Annotated in this window: 17 protein-coding genes; all 17 read right to left on the bottom strand. The window is 38.8% G+C overall.

Features of this window, described 5'->3' with window-relative positions:
• Window positions 1-121: 121 nt before the first annotated feature.
• The 17 genes from ACERJO_RS17385 to ACERJO_RS17305 all read right to left on the bottom strand — a co-directional run bounded on the left by ACERJO_RS17385 (window position 122) and on the right by ACERJO_RS17305 (window position 18,012).
• Complete coding sequence (locus ACERJO_RS17385; RefSeq protein WP_247106467.1) at window positions 122-367, bottom strand: YkuS family protein; 246 nt, start codon at window positions 365-367, stop codon at window positions 122-124.
• Window positions 368-457: 90 nt separating this feature from the next.
• Window positions 458-1,579 (bottom strand): N-acetyldiaminopimelate deacetylase, encoded by a 1,122-nt coding sequence (locus ACERJO_RS17380; protein ID WP_247106465.1) that lies wholly within the window; start codon window positions 1,577-1,579, stop codon window positions 458-460.
• Window positions 1,580-1,581: 2 nt separating this feature from the next.
• A complete protein-coding gene (locus ACERJO_RS17375; RefSeq protein WP_247106483.1) occupies window positions 1,582-2,751 on the bottom strand; it encodes an aspartate aminotransferase family protein in 1,170 nt (389 codons plus the stop codon).
• 140 nt (window positions 2,752-2,891) lie between these two features.
• Entirely contained in the window at window positions 2,892-3,614 is a 723-nt protein-coding gene (dapD, locus tag ACERJO_RS17370; RefSeq protein WP_247106463.1) for a 2,3,4,5-tetrahydropyridine-2,6-dicarboxylate N-acetyltransferase, read from the bottom strand.
• A 537-nt stretch (window positions 3,615-4,151) separates the two neighbouring features.
• A complete protein-coding gene (locus ACERJO_RS17365) occupies window positions 4,152-4,703 on the bottom strand; it encodes a DUF4309 domain-containing protein (protein ID WP_373648300.1) in 552 nt (183 codons plus the stop codon).
• Between the two features lie 248 nt (window positions 4,704-4,951).
• Entirely contained in the window at window positions 4,952-6,454 is a 1,503-nt protein-coding gene (locus ACERJO_RS17360) for a glycine betaine uptake BCCT transporter (protein ID WP_373648299.1), read from the bottom strand.
• Window positions 6,455-6,690: 236 nt separating this feature from the next.
• Window positions 6,691-7,782 carry a mechanosensitive ion channel family protein gene (locus ACERJO_RS17355; RefSeq protein ID WP_373648298.1) on the bottom strand — a complete coding sequence of 364 codons (1,092 nt, stop codon included), beginning with the start codon at window positions 7,780-7,782 and terminating at the stop codon, window positions 6,691-6,693.
• Between the two features lie 180 nt (window positions 7,783-7,962).
• Entirely contained in the window at window positions 7,963-8,268 is a 306-nt protein-coding gene (locus ACERJO_RS17350) for a YtxH domain-containing protein (RefSeq protein WP_247106456.1), read from the bottom strand.
• A gap of 17 nt (window positions 8,269-8,285) precedes the next feature.
• On the bottom strand, window positions 8,286-8,441 hold the full coding sequence (locus ACERJO_RS17345) for a DUF4025 domain-containing protein (RefSeq protein ID WP_373648297.1): 156 nt from the start codon (window positions 8,439-8,441) through the stop codon (window positions 8,286-8,288).
• A gap of 217 nt (window positions 8,442-8,658) precedes the next feature.
• Window positions 8,659-8,976 (bottom strand): hypothetical protein, encoded by a 318-nt coding sequence (locus tag ACERJO_RS17340; protein WP_247106454.1) that lies wholly within the window; start codon window positions 8,974-8,976, stop codon window positions 8,659-8,661.
• Window positions 8,977-9,048: 72 nt separating this feature from the next.
• Complete coding sequence (locus tag ACERJO_RS17335) at window positions 9,049-9,837, bottom strand: ABC transporter ATP-binding protein (RefSeq protein WP_373648296.1); 789 nt, start codon at window positions 9,835-9,837, stop codon at window positions 9,049-9,051.
• 272 nt (window positions 9,838-10,109) lie between these two features.
• Complete coding sequence (locus ACERJO_RS17330; protein WP_373648295.1) at window positions 10,110-10,820, bottom strand: LutC/YkgG family protein; 711 nt, start codon at window positions 10,818-10,820, stop codon at window positions 10,110-10,112.
• Window positions 10,820-12,247 (bottom strand): LutB/LldF family L-lactate oxidation iron-sulfur protein, encoded by a 1,428-nt coding sequence (locus ACERJO_RS17325; protein WP_373648294.1) that lies wholly within the window; start codon window positions 12,245-12,247, stop codon window positions 10,820-10,822. The genes ACERJO_RS17330 and ACERJO_RS17325 overlap by 1 nt, the downstream gene beginning before the upstream one ends.
• Window positions 12,248-12,261: 14 nt before the next feature.
• Window positions 12,262-12,981 carry a (Fe-S)-binding protein gene (locus tag ACERJO_RS17320; RefSeq protein ID WP_373648293.1) on the bottom strand — a complete coding sequence of 240 codons (720 nt, stop codon included), beginning with the start codon at window positions 12,979-12,981 and terminating at the stop codon, window positions 12,262-12,264.
• A 126-nt stretch (window positions 12,982-13,107) separates the two neighbouring features.
• Window positions 13,108-14,364, bottom strand: coding sequence for an L-rhamnose isomerase (gene rhaA / locus ACERJO_RS17315; RefSeq protein ID WP_373648292.1), 1,257 nt, complete (start codon window positions 14,362-14,364; stop codon window positions 13,108-13,110).
• A complete protein-coding gene (rhaB, locus tag ACERJO_RS17310) occupies window positions 14,361-15,788 on the bottom strand; it encodes a rhamnulokinase (protein ID WP_373648291.1) in 1,428 nt (475 codons plus the stop codon). Before rhaB ends, rhaA begins: the two co-directional genes overlap by 4 nt.
• A 154-nt stretch (window positions 15,789-15,942) precedes the next feature.
• Complete coding sequence (locus tag ACERJO_RS17305) at window positions 15,943-18,012, bottom strand: bifunctional aldolase/short-chain dehydrogenase (RefSeq protein ID WP_373648290.1); 2,070 nt, start codon at window positions 18,010-18,012, stop codon at window positions 15,943-15,945.

The following is an 18,012-nucleotide window of genomic DNA, read 5'->3' as shown; positions in this document are numbered from 1 at the left end:
TGCCAAACTACTAATGTAGCAGAAGAACTTACTCGCAAAATAGAAAAAGATGAATTTGAGCGAACTCAAATTCATCTTTTTCATGACTTAAAGCTATTTATAGCCCATCCTCATTATCGTACTATTGATTCACTCGTTGCTCAATTTGTTGGCAAATCTCTTGAGCTGTTAACCCATGAGCATTAATAACAGAACCTTGTGTAATAGCATCCTGAATTCCCATCATATTTTGATCCTGACCGGTAATGACACAACAATCACAACCAGCAGCATCCTGCTCCTCTTTCAAAGGTACTACATCATATCCTTTCGCTTGCAATTCATGTTGAACATCTGTTAATGACTGCTCTACACCTATTTTCGCCATAGCTATCCCTCCAGAATAGTTTTTAAATTGATCAACATTACTATCCCCTATTTATGGAATGCTATGCAATTGCCCTTCATCCAAGCTTTTTCATCTTCTATACAAAAAGTCGATTATCGCTTTTACAGCAAAAGGAATAGCCTGTTCATTTGGTTCAATTTTGGCGTCGTGTAAACCATAAGGTGTATCAACTCCTAACCAAAACATGAAGCCTGGAATTTCCTCTAAGAAATAACCAAAGTCTTCACCCGTCATCGCTTCTGAACAGATGATGACATTGATGTTTTCTTTTGATTTTAACCATTCTATAAATGGCTCCGTTTCCTTCGGATCATTGTAAACTTGGCAATAGTTCGCACCATAATCAATAGTAGCTTCGCATTCAAAGCCAATTTCAATACCTTTGACAAGATTCTCTATTCGTTGTTTGATTCGTGTCATCGTTTCAATCGAGCGTGTACGAATAGTACCTTCAATAACGGCTTGTTCGGCGATTATATTTTGCTTAGTCCCCCCTTTAATGACTCCAATAGTGACAACACCAGCATCAAGTGGATCGACATTACGTGCGACAATTGATTGCAATTGCGTCACTAAGTAACTCGCTGAAACAACCATATCATTAGCTGTATGCGGGTAAGCAGCGTGTCCACCTTTCCCTTTTAATGTAATAAATAACTCTGATGTATTAGCAAATAATAAGCCGGGCTTTATGGCAATTGAGCCAACCGGATATTCTGGAGCTATATGCAGGGCAACTATTGAATCAGGCTTCCATTTCGTTAATTGTGGTAATTTAAGCATATCTTGAGCAGCGCCAGGACCTTCTTCTGCCGGTTGGAAAATGAATAATAAATTGCTTGAAGGTTGCTTAAAGGCAGCATGAGCTAAAACACCGAAAGCAATAGTCATATGAAAGTCATGTCCACACGCATGCATATGTCCTGAATGTTGTGACTTAAAATCATAACTTGTTTGCTCTTCAATCGGTAATCCATCCATATCCGCGCGGTAGGCAATCGTTTTGTCATGATTTATACCATTCACATAAACAAAAATACCTGTTTTCCACGTTTCAACTGTTAAGTACTTTTGTGGCAACCTCTTTATTCTTTCAAGCAAATATGCTTGTGTTTTGATTTCTTGGAATCCAAGCTCAGGTATTTGGTGTAATTCTCTTCGAATTTGGATTAATTCTTGCTCGCTTAACATGATCACATTCCCCTTATGTGTAGAAGCTCGTATTCAAGCTCTTTCATAAAATGTTCAACTTCTACTTTCGTTAAAGTCATCGGCGGTAATAAACGTATAATCGTTTGCTGAGTAACATCAACCATTAAACCTTTTTCTAATAAATTCTTCTGGATCGTTTTCACTTCAAACGCAGTTAATGACAGAACAATCCCTATCATCATTCCTTTTCCACGAATGTCATTAATGAGTTCACCGTTTCGATTCTTTAAGGATTGTAGTTGATCATGAAGCTCATCGGCCACTTTCCTCCCTTTCTCCATCTGACCTCGATCGATTAACACTTCAATCACCGCATTCCCAAGCGCTGAACTTAAAGGAGCCGGAGCGAAGGTCGTTCCATGATCTCCAGGCTGTAATAAGTCTGTATAAGAATCAGCCACAATCACTCCACCTAAAGGCAAGCCACCACCCATTCCTTTTGCAAACAATATAACATCAGGAGTAATACTTGCATGCTCATAAGCAAAGAACGTGCCCGTTCTACCCACTCCAGTTTGAATTTCATCCATACAGCAAAGCGCTTGATGCTTCTTGCACATCTGCTCCATATGTTGTAAATATTCTGCCGTTAAAGTCACAATCCCACCTGAGCCAAGTACAGGTTCGACAATAACAGCGGCGGGACGCTCCGTTTCAAAAATGTTGGATAACGCCTCGCAATCATTTGGCTCTACTTCGTATACAGGCATTGAAGTAACAGGAAAATCTTGATATACACCTTGCTGCCTAGTGAGCTTCAGAGCACCTAACGTTCTCCCATGGAAGCTTCTTTTCAAAACAACTACACCATTCCTCGCTGAATTTTGCTTCTTAGACCATTTATGGATAAGCTTCAAAGCTGCTTCAGTCGCCTCCGCTCCTGAATTAGTAAAGAATACTTTCCCTTCTACCGATAATTCAATCAGTTTCTCGGCTAGTGTAATGGCCGGCTTATTATAAAAATAATTAGAAATGTGCATAAATCTCCCTGCTTGTTCTTGCAAAGCTTCTAAAACGGTTGGATGAGAATGCCCTAAAATATTTACAGCTAGTCCAGTAAATAAATCTAAATATTTTTTGTTTTCTTCGTCATAAACGTAGTTTCCTTCGCCACGATTAATGACGATCGGAAGGCGTCCATACGTTGACATAATCGCTCGTTGATCTCGTTCTATCCAGTTCGTAGACAACTATATACCCTTCTTTCTAAATAGCATTGTGTTGCTCAAATCTGTACCTCTATGAAAAGAGCTTTGTCGAATTCGACAAAGCTACTTTCATCACAAACTTCTTAGTCATCCTCATTCAAGCGTCGAAGCTCTTGCTTAATTTCAGTCTTCCCTTTAGTCTTTTCGTCGATTTCCTTAATAACACGAGCCGGTGTACCAGCAACAACTGTATTAGGAGGGACATCTTCTGTTACGATCGCGCCAGCTGCAACAACAGCACCTTTTCCAACTGTTACTCCCTCTAAAATGACACAATTGGCACCAACGACTACATCATCTTCGACAACTACAGGCTTGGCAGAAGGTGGTTCGATTACTCCTGCTAACACGGAGCCAGCTCCAATATGACAATTGTCCCCTACAGTAGCTCGTCCACCCATGACTACATTCATATCGATCATCGTACCTGCACCAACCACAGAACCGATATTAATGCTTGCTCCCATCATGATTACAGCATTTTTACCAATTTCAACTTGGTCACGGATAATTGCACCTGGTTCAATACGAGCTTGAATGTTTTTCATATCAAGAAGTGGAATCGCTGAATTACGACGATCATTTTCAACAACTACATCTTCTATAAGCTGTTCATTTTCTTTTAAAGCAGATTCAATTTGGCTCCATTCACCGAATAATATCCCTACATTCCCCGTTACGAAAGCCTTCGTGTCTGCTCCAAAATCAATTGAATCTAATTGACCTTTAATATGTACCTTAACAGGTGTTTTCTTTTCACTTTGTGAGATAAATTGAATAATCTCATTTGCGTCCATCATTTTCATTTTCAAATCCTCCTGTAATAACAATCTCTTCATAATGATAATGATTTACTATCAAAAATGCAATCATAACCCTTAAAAAAGTATACATTTATGAGCAGACTTCTAGTAACACACTACAATTACGCTCATTACGAGAAAAAAGAGCATCAAAAAGGCTCTTCAGCCTGCCCTTTCCTGAGTCCACTGAAAAAGTGCTCGTTTACTTCGGACTTGAAAGGGAGCTTTGCTCTCGCTCCCGGGATGGGGGGCACTCTTTCCGCAGGCGGGCGTTGAACGAACCGGCTGCAAGAGTCGGCCCTCCCATCCCGTCCTCTTTGAATAGAGGAAAAACAGACCGTTTTTCTATCTCAATAATATAACTAAAAACAACGTAAAAACGCCTTTGAGATTTTTTTCTCAAAGGCGTTTTGTCTACGGTCTAAAGAGTCTCAATCTAGCACTTATAATCAAGGGCACCGAAAAAGTTTGTTTTTTAAATATATTCGATGCCCTCCATAATCCTCTTTGATACTCATTTAGTCGCCTGAATTTGTATTTCTATAATATTTCTCGTAACCATACATACTCTATGATATCATCTTTAGATTTTGCTTCGAACATTAACTCATACTCATCCAAATCATAGCTAAACATCCAATACCCATCCATATGATTCATTTCACTTACATCAGGTGTTCCAAGAGCTTTCTTCAACTCTTTTTCTGTTAATGCTTCCTCTTCAATTTGCAAAGCAATCGCTACGCTTCTTTGCGTTTGAGGATTTATAAAAAACGTTACTCGTTCAAATTGTAAATATACTCCACCTTCATAATAACCCGTTTCAATTGGCTCACCTTCACGTTCAGTGATTTGATCAAATGTTTCACCAAGCCGGTCATTAGTCGGAGCAAAGATACCACTATAGCCTTTTTCAATCCAATCAAAGCTTACAGATTCAGGTTCATGCTGCTCAGCAATTTCCCTTTCAACAGAATCATAATTTATCTTAACGGCGGCATTTGCATGCTGGTTCACGTCTCCCGATACTTGTCCACAGCCAGTTAGTAGCATGAGTAGTACAGCAATGGCAACAATCATTTTCCCTCTCATATTCTTTCACCTCTATAGTAGCTATTGTTAATAACCTTTCTTGTACTATTCTCTTATATATGTATCCATTCCCACCTTTATACGTGAATAAACAAGAACGATGAATTTAATTATTTTTTGTGTTTAAGAAAAATGCGAGAGCTTCTTACGGAAACCGAAGGGTATTACACGAGCGACTTACGTGCCCGGTGTATATGTGTTCGCAACTCATTTTCACTACATTTTTGCCCAAGCTCTCACAATTATCATTACTGTTTGTGCTTTATCCTTTTACGTTTCGGTTCTACTTCTGACTTGAAAGCACGTAGCATACCAATGCTCATTATTAACAAAATAATGGTAAGTGGAAAGGCACTTACAATGATTGCTGTTTGAAGGGCATTTAATCCTCCAGTAGCCATAAGAACAACAGCAGAAGCGGATAATATAACCCCCCACGAAATTTTGATAAAAATCGGTGGTTCAATCTGCCCGTCTGTTGTTTGCATCCCTAAAACAAATGTGGCAGAGTCTGCAGATGTAATAAAGAAAGTCGTTATTAAAAGCACCGTTACGATGGAAAGTAACCCACCACCTGGCAGCTGTTCATATACAAAAAATAAAGCAGTTTCCAAGCTTTTACTTGACACATCAATACCCTCAATTAAATCCAAGTAAATACCCGTACCTCCAAACATCGCAAACCAAAATGCACAAACAAGTGTCGGTACAATTAAGACTGCAATCGTAAACTCACGTACGGTACGGCCTCTTGAGACACGCGCGATAAACATTCCTACGAAAGGAGACCACGAAATCCACCAAGCCCAATAAAAAATTGTCCACCCTTGCGTCCACGCTGCTCGTTCCTCATTGAAAGGTGAGAGGCGTAAGCCCATTTGTGGTAAATGTTGAACATACTCGCCTAAAGTATGGGTAAATAAATTTAGCAAAAACAAAGTAGGTCCAACAATGACCATCATGATTAATAACAATACAGCAAGCACCATGTTCGTATTACTTAAATAGCGAATTCCTTTTTTAATACCTGTGCTAGCAGAAATAATAAATAAGACGGTAATAACTCCGATAATGATTAGTTGAATCATGAATGAAACAGGAATGTCGATTAAATAATTTAGTCCTGCATTAATCTGTTGCGCCCCTAGCCCTAGTGATGCACATACCCCAAACAAGGTCGCAAAGACAGCAAATATATCGACTGTATAACCGAGCGGTCCCCTCACGCGATTTCCGAAAACAGGTCTTAACGTCGCACTCATTAATCCAGGTGCATCCTTGCGAAACTTAAAAAAAGCTAAAGAAAGAGCGACAACTGCATAAATAGCCCACGCATGAAATCCCCAATGTAAATACGTATACCTTAAACTTAATAACGCAGCATCTTGTGTACCTCCTTCTCCCATTGGTGGTGCTGCAAAGTGAGAAATCGGCTCGGAAACACCATAAAATAATAAACCGATTCCCATTCCTGCACTAAATAACATCGCAAACCATGTAGGTCGACTAAACTCAGGCTGATCCGTATCTTTTCCTAACTTGATTTTGCCATATCGACTAAAAATTAATGCCAGAGCAAAAATTAAGAAAAACGAAGCGGTTAAATTATAAAACCAACCAAAAGCATTAAGAAAAAAAGCTTGCGCGTCATTCATGATTCGTTCTAAATGGTTCGGGAATAAAGCCCCCCATAACACAAAAACAAGGGCAACAACAATCGATATTTTATACGTAGCGGTTAAATTTTTCATGATGGCATGACTCCTATGCGTCTAAAATTCACTCTCCTCATAGCATTTACTAAATGACTCTAATTATGAAATGAAACTTACTATCACGTAACCACTATAAATCGGACATATGAAGCAATCTTGATTTTGCACGACTTCCACTACATGATTGCTCCTTCCACACATGTAGCCGTTCTAACTAAAAAAACAGTACAATAAGAGCACACTCGCTCTCATCATACTGTCTTACTTTCCTTCTATCCTTCCGTACGATCACCATCAGACCTTTCCATATAAATACTTCGTGACGGGAATGCAACGGAAACGCCTTCCTCCTTCAAAATATTCATTATTTTGAAGTTAATGTCTTCCTTCGTGGCAAACCATTCCAACCAAACGATTGATTTGGTGAAAAAATAAATATAAATGTCTAAGCTAGAATCGTTAAATTCACTAAAGCGAACGATAATTAATTCCTTATCAACCTCTTCATGATCATATAAAAGCTGCTCAATTTTTTTCACACAGCGCTCCAGCTTTTCCCTTGGAGTAGAATAGGTTACTCCTAAATTAAAGGTAATTCGTCGTTTCCCCATTTGTGACCAGTTCGTAATCGGCTCATTTGCTAATGTCGAGTTAGGAACCGTAATAACAGAATCAGCAAAAGTCCGGATACGTGTACTTCTAAACGTAATATCCTCAACAATTCCTTCAACGGTCGGAGTCTGAATCCATTCACCTTTCTTAAACGGTTTCTCTGTAATAATCACGACACCACCAAAAAAATTGCCAACTGTATCTTGAGCCGCTAGCGCAAAGGCCAGTCCTCCTAATCCAAGACCTGCAATAAATCCACTAATATCAAAGCCCCACTCACTAATGACCACGATGATAATGAGTGCTAAGACAGCCGCTTGTAACACCTTCGATATAAACGGAATGAGCATACTATCTTCATCATCATCTATTTTACTAATAACTTTTATAAGAGACAATGAGTGAGAAGACGTGTAATTAAATAATCCCCAGCCAACTAATATGATGATAATCGAGCGATACACATGAGCGACAAATTCAATTGTTGTAATATTAAAAGGCAAGTAGACGAGCGCTAAATATGTACCTAAAACCGCCCAAAACACTCTTAATGGCTGCTCAAATGAAAGTAACAAATTCGAGAACACTGCGGTTGGCGTCTTCTTTAACAAAGCTACTATTAATCTGAAGATATACTTAGTAAATAGTTTACGGAAAAGCAAAAATACTAAGAAAATAAGCAAAGCAATTCCTATATCATACCATTCAATTCGATTTAATGAATTAACGAAAGCATTCCAATGAAATTCCACGATAACTCCCACCTTAACCATCATTCCAATACACTCATTCATTTGAGTGAGTTCATCCCATTTTATCATAGATCATTTGATGGAAAAATGAATAACCTATCTTTCGTTAAAATGTTATATTCAATCATAAATAAAAAAAAGCGAGATCAATTTAAACGATCCCACTTTTTATAGCATCTTCTATTCATTTGCTTTTTCATCTCTTTCAACAACTTGCTCGATTAAAGAACCAATATCACTTTTTTCATTCACATCATCAGAACGATTCGGTTTACTTTTTGATTGATTCATGATGTCATCAACTTCTTCTTTCCATTCCTCTCCAAGCTCTAATAAAGTACGTGACAAAGACGGGTACGCTTTTTTTGCTCTTTTCATAACTTGTTTTCCCGTATCTGTTGTAAACATCATTACACTAGCAGCACCTACTACACCACCAATGATCGAACTCGTAATAACCCCTTTATTTGAACGCTTTTGGAACATATAAGCTCCTCCCTTCGTTATTTATCCTTCTTATTAAATGGTTGTGCTTCATTCTCATATTCAATCGTACCCTCTGTTAATGTATCTGAAACTTGCTCATGAGTGACAGCTATACCCTTTTTTCGCCTCTTTTTCACTTTTATAATAACTTGGTTGATATGATTTCGTTGCAATGTGATCTGCATGCTGCTTGTCTGATTTATCCAACATCATCAACTCCCTTCTAGCATTAGTATTGACGGTAAAAAGTTAATTATGTAAGAAAAGCGCTCAGCAGCTGTTCCTAGAATCCACTTCCACCTTGATTCGTTCCATTCAGCTTGTCAATTCAAATAATATAAAAAGGTATAACCAAATCATCCTTCGTTTGGTCATACCCTCGTCATTTTTTTATTGCTCATTTTCATCATTGTCCTTTTGCAGCAGTAATTCAATTCTCGTATGCGCTTGATCCAAAAAAGCTTCATACGTACCAACAGGCATTTTTAGCTGCTCAGCTGCAATCACCGTCACAGATGAACTTGACGGATATAAGCCAATTTTCTTAGCCATTTCCACCATTCGGTACTCCTCGTATACATGACGCAAAAATTGTGGCAGCAGCCGACTTGCATTTTGCCTTTCTAAATCATAAATCGTTTTATATACAAGAATACGAAACTCATCTTGATCTAGATCCTTCCAATCCATCGAAGAATCATTAAACATTCGCATCTCCTCATTTCTTCTCATTCATAACATTATTGTACAGAATGATTCATTGTTGGTCGACTGATTTGCTTACTCGCTCACGTGTAACCAAGGGCGATCATGCTTCCACGTTATATCTACTGATAGGTTGTATACTTTAGTTAATGTTTCTTTTGTTAGTACATCACGTTTTTCTCCTGCTGCAACAACCTTTCCATCGCGTAATAATAATACATGCGTAAATGCTGAAATCATTTCTTCAATGTGATGTGTGACATAAATAATCGTGGGACCTCCTTTATCACCGGCAAATTGCTTAAGCATGAAAAGGAACTGTTCTTTCGCATATAAATCCAATCCATTGCAAGGCTCATCTAATATTAATATGTCTGGGTTAGCCATTAATGCTCTTCCAATTAACACACGCCTCTTTTCCCCTTGAGATAGCTTATAAAAGTAGCTATTTTGCAAATGTGATATTCCTAATGTTTCAACGATGTCGCTTGCTTTCAACTTATCTTCCATGGATGATTTTTCATACAGGCCAATCGAAGCATACTTTCCGCTAATGACAACATCTAACACATCATCTAATCGATTGGCTACTTGCTGATCTAATGCTGAACTGACCCAACCAATCGATTTTCGCAATTCTGGAATATTTACTTTGCCATACTCATGACCTAATACACAAACGTTACCTTTTGAAGGCCAAAGGTATCCTGTAATCATATTTAAAAGGGACGTTTTACCAGAACCATTTAAACCTAAAATAACCCAATGTTGATTTCGTTGAACGCGCCATGTAATTTCATCTAAAATTATACGGCCTTCTTGTCTCCAACTCACTTTTTCTAATGAAACAATCGTTTCTGACATACATGCAAACCCCTTCTTTTTTGGTGCCCTTTAAGCAATGAACGCAACCGTTGCCTGTTTTGAAAGGCTTGATAAGAATGGGTTATTCGTATCAAGTGAGCAACGCGTGAAGACATTGCTATTCAAATTAAAGGGACTGAAAAAGTTGATTTGTACTTTTTCAGTGTCCTCCTTTTTTGTTCTTCCTTAAACTATATTCGACAACGTTTCGATCATTTCCTTCTAAAAAAGATGTCCATAAGGTACGTTTAATACCTGTTAGGACATCCCTTTTATCGATCTTCAACAATCATATAATAAGCACGAATAGGCCCATGAACACCTACGACTAAGTTCATCTCAATATCAGCGCTATTACTAGGTCCAGAAATAAAGTTTACACAAGACGGAACATATCCCTTTTCTTGTTGCATGTTGTGGAGCATTTCAGTTGCTTGTGTCATTCTTGGTACAATCGTACTTTTAGGAATAATCGCAACATAATACGTCGGTAGCAAGCTTACAGACCGACCTTTACCTTGATCACTCAATAAAACAACCGTTCCTGATTCTGCTAGCGTAATATCAGAAAAAGTAATCCCTATATGAGCTTGCTCAGCAATTTGAACATTTTTTTGCCCAAGCTCAGGGTCCCATCTATGCACAGAAGACGTAGAATCATTTAAATAGTCCGTTAAACCATATTCATCAAATCGTGGATCATCCCAATAAACGATTGATTCTCCTTGTAATTCGTTAACAATTTTATCAAGACTCTCGTTTAAATGTCGTTGTGGAACTTGAATCACATCTGTATGAATATGTGTACAGTGAGCTTTTAACCGTTCAACTAATTCATCCTGGCTTTCTCCTTTGAACACATCATACTGAGGCTGCTTACGCCATTTCGGACGATTCACCTCCTTTTGAATCCGATTTCTCCCTAGACTTTTCGCAATATTGTTTAAAAAGCGCTCTTTATGGTGAACACTGCCTTTAACCATTATTCGTGTCCTCCTTTCTCCCGCTCTTTAAACCATTTCTTAAATGATTGTTTACTCGGTTCAGGAAAATCACGTATATCGGTCCACGGTTTAATTGGTCCCGGTCCTTTGGAAATCTTCCCTTCCTTTGTAAAAGGACTCATCATTAAAGGAGCTGATTTTGTAGCAGAATTAAAAATCGCTGGGTTACTTGCTGCTAATGAGAACCCTCTCATCGCTAGTTTTTCACCAAATCCTCCCTTTTTTTGCTCCTCTACAATATTACGACGATGCTTGACTAGCAAATCATGAAGCGGAATCTTAACAGGACAAGCCTCCGTACAAGCGGCACACAAGCTCGATGCATATGGTAACTCTTTGTAATCGTCGTAACCACCTAACAATGGCGAAAGAACAGCTCCGATTGGACCAGGGTAAATTGAGCCATACGAATGTCCTCCAACATGTCGATAAATTGGACAAACGTTAATACAAGCAGCACAACGAATACATTGTAATACAGACTGGAATTCTGTACCTAATATATTCGAACGTCCATTATCAACGACGACAAGGTGAAATTCTTCTGGTCCATCTACATCACCCTCTTCTTTTGGACCTGTTAAACCTGTAATATAGCTAGTCAGCTTTTGCCCAACAGCGCTTCGACAAAGCATACTAACCAAAATGTCTAGTTCTTCCCACGTTGGAACAATTCGCTCCATACCCATTACCGTAATTTGTGTTTTTGGTAGTGTCGTTGCAAGTCTAGCATTTCCTTCATTTGTCACAAGCGAAATTGCACCTGATTCTGCCACAGCAAAGTTACAGCCAGTAATGCCAATATCGGCATGAACAAAATCTTGTCTTAATTGCTCGCGGGCAAATAAAGCTAACTCTTCAGGCTTCGATGATTTCGTATATTGTAGCTTCTCATGAAACGTATCACGAATTTGCTCTTTATTTTTATGAAGTGCTGGTGCAACGATATGTGAAGGAGGATCATGGTCGTCAATTTGCAAAATGTATTCACCTAAATCAGATTCAATCACTTCACAGCCGAGATTCTCAAGTGCTTCATTCATATTAATTTCTTCAGTGACCATCGACTTCGATTTAATAATTTTCTTCGCTTCTTTTTCCTTTACAACATTTGATATATACTCATTGGCTTCCTCTGCTGTCTCCGCAAAAAAAACATGCCCACCGCGACTGACAACATTATCTGCCAACTGCTCCAAATAATAATCCAAATGCTCAAGTGTATGCTGGCGAATTTCCTCAGACAATTCACGCCAGTCCTCCCAGTTCCCTAACTCCTCTTGAGCCGTTAATTTTCGATCCTTTAAACGATCTTGCGCTGATACCATCGCTTTGCGCATAAAGTCATTATTAATCCCTTTATCAACACGCTCAAAAAATGGATCGTCGCTGATTTTCATGGCCATTGTATTCCCCTCCTTTAAGAGCGAGTATTTAGCACTTCTGCAATATGCATGACTTTGATTGGTTTGCCTTGACGGTTTATTCTTCCTCCAATGTTCATTAAACAACCACAATCCGCCCCTACTAATACTTCCGCATCTGTCTCTTCTATATGTTCAATCTTTTCATTGACCATCTGTTCAGAAATTGGCACCATTTTGACAGAGAATGTCCCACCAAAGCCACAGCACGTCTCTTTATTAGGTAGCGACGTAAATTCAAGTCCTTCAACACGATTTAGCAACTTTATAGGAGCATCCTTCACTCCTAATAATCGTGTCATATGGCAGGACGTGTGGTACGTAACCTTCTTAGGAAAAACAGCCCCCAAATCCTCCATTCCTAACACGTCCATAATGAATTGAGTAAATTCGAACGTCTTTTTTGCTAATGATTCAGCACGCATTTTCCATTCTAGTTCTTCATTAAACAGATGTGGGTATTCATGTATCATCGCGCCACACGAGCCTGAAGGAATGACAACATAATCAGCTCCCTCAAACGTTCGAATCGTATGTTTAGCGACCTCGCTCGTTTCTTTATGATAGCCACTATTATAAGCAGGCTGTCCACAGCATGTTTGTTGCTGAGGAACATCGACCTCGCAACCATTTCGCTCTAACAATTCAACAACATGCTTTCCTACATTCGGATAAAACACATCTGCTAGACAGGTGATATATAAGGAAACCTTCATCCTCATCCCTCATTTCTATTAACATCATCTCTATTTTAACCTATATCATTTGTTAATGTTTGAAGAGAAACGTTCTCACCTAAAGGCGAAATGCAGACAAGCAAACGTGCCTGACTGCATCTACACTTACGAACGTTTTGATAGAACTTGCTCTTCATACTCCTCTACATCTTGCAGCCAATTTTCCTTTGTAGGTACATTCATTTCCTGGCAATATTGATTCCAAATGACTCCAAATGGATACGTTTTAAACTCTTCTAACAGAGCTAAACGTCTAGTGAAATCTCCATTATCTTGGAGTTCCTTTAATTGACGATGAGGAAGTAACAAGGCAAAGAGCAATGCTTTGATCATATTTCGCGTACCGATCGTCCATGCTGCCACACGATTAATACTTGCATCAAAGAAATCAAGGCCAATCATCACTTTATCTAGTGCATCATTACGAACAATTTCCATTGCAATCTCTTTTAGTTCATCATCGAACGTGACGACATGGTCACTGTCCCATCGAACTGGACGAGATACGTGTAATGCAAGCTGGTCAAAGAACAGTAGCATTGCGGAAATTTTATTTGAAACCATTTCAGTTGGATGGTAATGCCCCGTATCCAATAAACAATTTACATCATTTTTAAGCGCATAGCTCAAATAAAATTCATGTGAGCCAACAACAAATGCTTCTGAACCGATTCCGAATAACTTACTCTCAACAGCATCGACTAAATAATTTTTGTCTATTTCTTCAGCAAAGATTTCGTCAAGTGATTCCATTAAACGACGTCTAGGGGTTAAACGGTCACTTGGCGTATCTTTATAGCCATCAGGAATCCAAATGTTCGTTAAACAAGATGTTCCTAATTCTCGACCAAAGTATTCACCTATTTTTCGGCTCGCTTTACAATGATCGATCCAATATTGACGGATTTTTGGATCAGGGTGAGCTAATGTAAGACCATCTGCGGCCTTTTCATGTGAAAACAACGTCGGATTAAAATCAAGACCTAGCCCCTGCTCCTTTGCCCACGCGACCCATTTCTCAAAATGCTTCGGCTCAAGCCTATCTCTTTCGACTACTTGACCATCGGTTTCAGCATAAATCGCATGAAGATTAATTCGATGCTTACCTGGGATAAGAGAAAGCGCCTTTTCAATATCAGCACGAAGCTCTTCAGGTGTCCGTGCTTTACCAGGATAGTTCCCTGTAACGTCAATCCCACCAGACAATTCACCACGATTCACTTCAAACCCACCGACATCATCACCTTGCCAGCAATGAATCGAAACCGGGATATTTTTTAACGTTTTAAATACTTCATCAATATTAATACCCCATTGCTCGTATTCCTTTTTTGCACTTTCAAATGCCTGATTGTCACTCATTCCATTCCCTCCTCGATACTAGTCATTGCACGATAACGCTTTAACTCGAATGAATTCGCAATGACCTTGCGTGCATCTGCGATTTCATTTAATTCTCTTAAAGCCATTAATTGAGCAACCACATTCCCAATTGCCGTTGCTTCAACAGGTCCTGCACATACAACCTTTTTCGTTTTATCAGCAATCAGCTGATTTAATTGCTCATTCTGACTTCCTCCACCGATAACATGTATTGTTTCATATTCTTTTTCGATCATTTCTTCAATTTCCACAATTGCCTTTTGATAGCTTTCAGCCAAGCTATCAAATACACACTTAGCTACTTCACCAGGTTGATGAGGAACCTGCTGCTTTGTCTCCTTACAATATGCTTGTATTTCTTTTATCATATCATCAGGCTTTAAGAAACGTTGATCATCGACATTAACAATAGAAGTAAACGAACTGTATTGTTTAGATAACTGGACAAGCTCAGCAAACGAATACGCATCATCGTACAAGCGCTTCACTTCTTGGATCATCCAAAGTCCCATAATGTTCTTTAAAAACCTAAAGCGATAATCTACTCCGCCTTCATTTGTAAAATTATAATCTAATGCCTTCGTAATACAAATAGGAAATGAATTTTCTATTCCAATTAAAGACCAAGTTCCAGAGCTAATGTAAATCGTTTCATTGTTTTCTGGGACAGCCAATACCGCCGAACCAGTATCATGTGTTGCAGGCACATAAACATCTAAAGAAAATCCAAGCTCCTCGACTAATTCTTCCTTTAATGATCCAAGCTTTTCTTTCGGAAGAATGATTGGCTGAAAGATATTAAAAGGTAACCCTAGAGCATCAACCAATTCTTTGTCCCATTTTTTCGTAAAAGCATTCACTAGTTGTGTCGTTGTTGCATTTGTATACTCATTAGCCTTTTTACCCGTTAGTAAGAAATGAAAATAATCTGGAATCATTAAAAACGTTTTCGCTTTTTCTAACAATTCAGGCTGCTGCTTCTTTAATGCATATAACTGATAAATCGTATTAAACTTTTGAAATTGAATACCGGTATCTAAATAGAGACGTTCCTTTTTTATAATCTCTGTAACTTCTTCCATCATCCCATCGGTACGCGGATCACGATATGCAACAGCATCTGTTATAAGCTGATCATTTTCATCTAAAAGAACAAAGTCGACCGCCCACGTATCAATTCCGATACTTACTGGTTTACTGTCAAAATCACGACATTTCTTTAATCCAGCTTTGATTTCTGAAAAAAGCGTATCAATATCCCAACAGAAGTGCCCGTTTTTTTCCATCATTTCATTCTTAAAACGATGGATCTCATCTAGCTGAAGCTGCTCATTAGCCAATTGGCCAAGCATCACTCTTCCGCTAGAAGCTCCAATATCGACCGCTAGACAACTTTGACTCATGTTATCCCCCCATAAATAGTAAGCGCTTTATATATGTTAGTCCACTGTGACAGACGATGCTCCTTTTCAATGAAGGGGCACTGAAAAATTAAAGATCAAACTTTTCAGTGCCCTCTTAAGTTTACTTACAGAGGCAAGTCATCCATTCTTTTATTTAGCGAGTAAAGGCTGCTGGTACACCACCATCAACAGTAATCATACAACCTGTTGTCTTAGCTGCTTTTGATGAGGAGAAGAAAAGTATCGATTCAGCAATATCCTTTGGATAAATATTAACAAGTAACGTAGTACGTTTACGATAATGCTCCTCCAATTGATCTGGTTCGATTCCATAAGCTGCAGCACGTTCTTCACGCCATCTAGAGCCCCAAATAGCTGATCCTTGCAAGACTGCATCTGGTAATACAGAGTTCACGCGAATACCGTATTGACCACCTTCAGCTGCAATACATCTAGCTAAATGAACCTCTAATGCTTTAACAGAGCTATATGCAGACGCATTTTTTCCAGCATAGACTGAATTTTTTGAACCGATAAACACCATACTTCCGCCAATCCCTTGATCTTTCATCACCTTGAATGCTTCACGTGCGACAAGGAAATATCCTGTACCGAGAACATCCATATTTAAATTCCACTCTTTTAAAGTTGTTTCTTCAATAGGGCTAGAAGTAGCTAGTCCCGCATTATTAACGATGATATCTATTCCACCGTATGCAAGAGTTGCTTGTTTTAAAGCTGCTTGTACTTGTTCTTCGCTCGTTACATCCATTTTAACAGCTAGAGCTCGTTTGTCACCATACTGTTCATTAATCTCTGACGCAACTTTTTCAGCACCTTCAAGGTTTAAATCTGCTATAACAACATGGGCTCCTTGTTCAACAAACTGGCGGCATGTTTCACTTCCGATTCCACCAGCTCCACCTGTAACAAATGCCACCTGTCTAGAAAACTCTGCTTCTGCTGGTGCCAATGATAGTTTATAAAGCTCTAATGGCCAATACTCTATGTTATAAGACTCGTTTTCATTTAAAGAGACAAATGTTCCTAATGCAGTCGTACCTTTCATAACCGAAATTGCGCGGTGATAAAGAGCTCCACTTACGTTAGCCATTGTGACATTTTTCCCTGTATTCACCATACCGATTCCTGGAATTAATATGACTCTTGGTGCTGGTTCAAACATAACATCGCCTTCATTTTTATTTTCATTGAAATAGTTTTGATATTCACTCTTAAATGTTTCAACACCCGTTTTAATTGCTTCGGTCAAACTTTCCACATTTTTCGATGATGGATCCCAATCAACAAACAATGGCTTCATTTTCGTATGAACGAGATGATCAGGGCAAGCTGCTCCTACTTGTGATAGTTCAGCTGCATCATAGCTATTAACGAACTCTACAATCTTATCACCCGTATCATACGTTAAAAGCATCTTCTTCTCATCACTAACGGCTCCACGAATGACTGGCATAACTTGTGCTAGCAACTCTTGCTGCTCTTCACCAGTTAATGATTGATATTTCTGACCACCAAATGGTTGCTTTCCTTTTGCTTGTTTATTAATAAATGCCTCTGCTTCATTAATGACAGAAATCGTCTTATCATAGCTTTCCTGAGCAGTATCTCCCCACACGACTAAGCCATGCTTCTCCATTAAAACAAGTTCAGCATTCGGATTTAGCTCCACACCTTCTGCAATCATTTTTGATAAAGTAAACCCTGGTCTTACATATGGTACCCATACAAACCGATCACCAAAAATCTCTTTTGCTAACTCTTTCCCATTATGAGCACAGCATAGACTAATGATCGCATCAGGATGCGTGTGATCTACATGCTTAAATGGTAAAAAAGCATGTAATAACGTCTCAATCGATGCACGTGGATGTGTATGATCAATCATACAATGTGTTAAATAAGCAACCATTTCTTCATCGGACATTTCATCACGTTCGATTAAAGGACGAATATCTTCAAGGTTTAAACCAGTGAAATTCTTCGCTCCCATTGTTGCTAAATCAGACCCACTACCTTTAACCCACATCACTTCAACATCACGCCCACGGAAATCCTTAACCGTCGTCTTCATTGACGTATTACCGCCACCCCAGTTACACACAGCTCGGTCAGTACCGATTAAGTTAGAGCGATATACAAGTTCATCTAATCCTGGCTTCAACGTTTCTGCATTTGCTTCATCCCAAAGATTTTGTACCAT

The sequence above is a fragment of the Halalkalibacter sp. AB-rgal2 genome (assembly GCF_041821005.1).
In the GTDB taxonomy this organism is placed as follows: domain Bacteria; phylum Bacillota; class Bacilli; order Bacillales; family Bacillaceae_D; genus Halalkalibacter.
The sequence above is the reverse complement of the archived record's forward strand: the minus strand, read 5'-3'. Positions and strand labels throughout refer to the sequence as shown.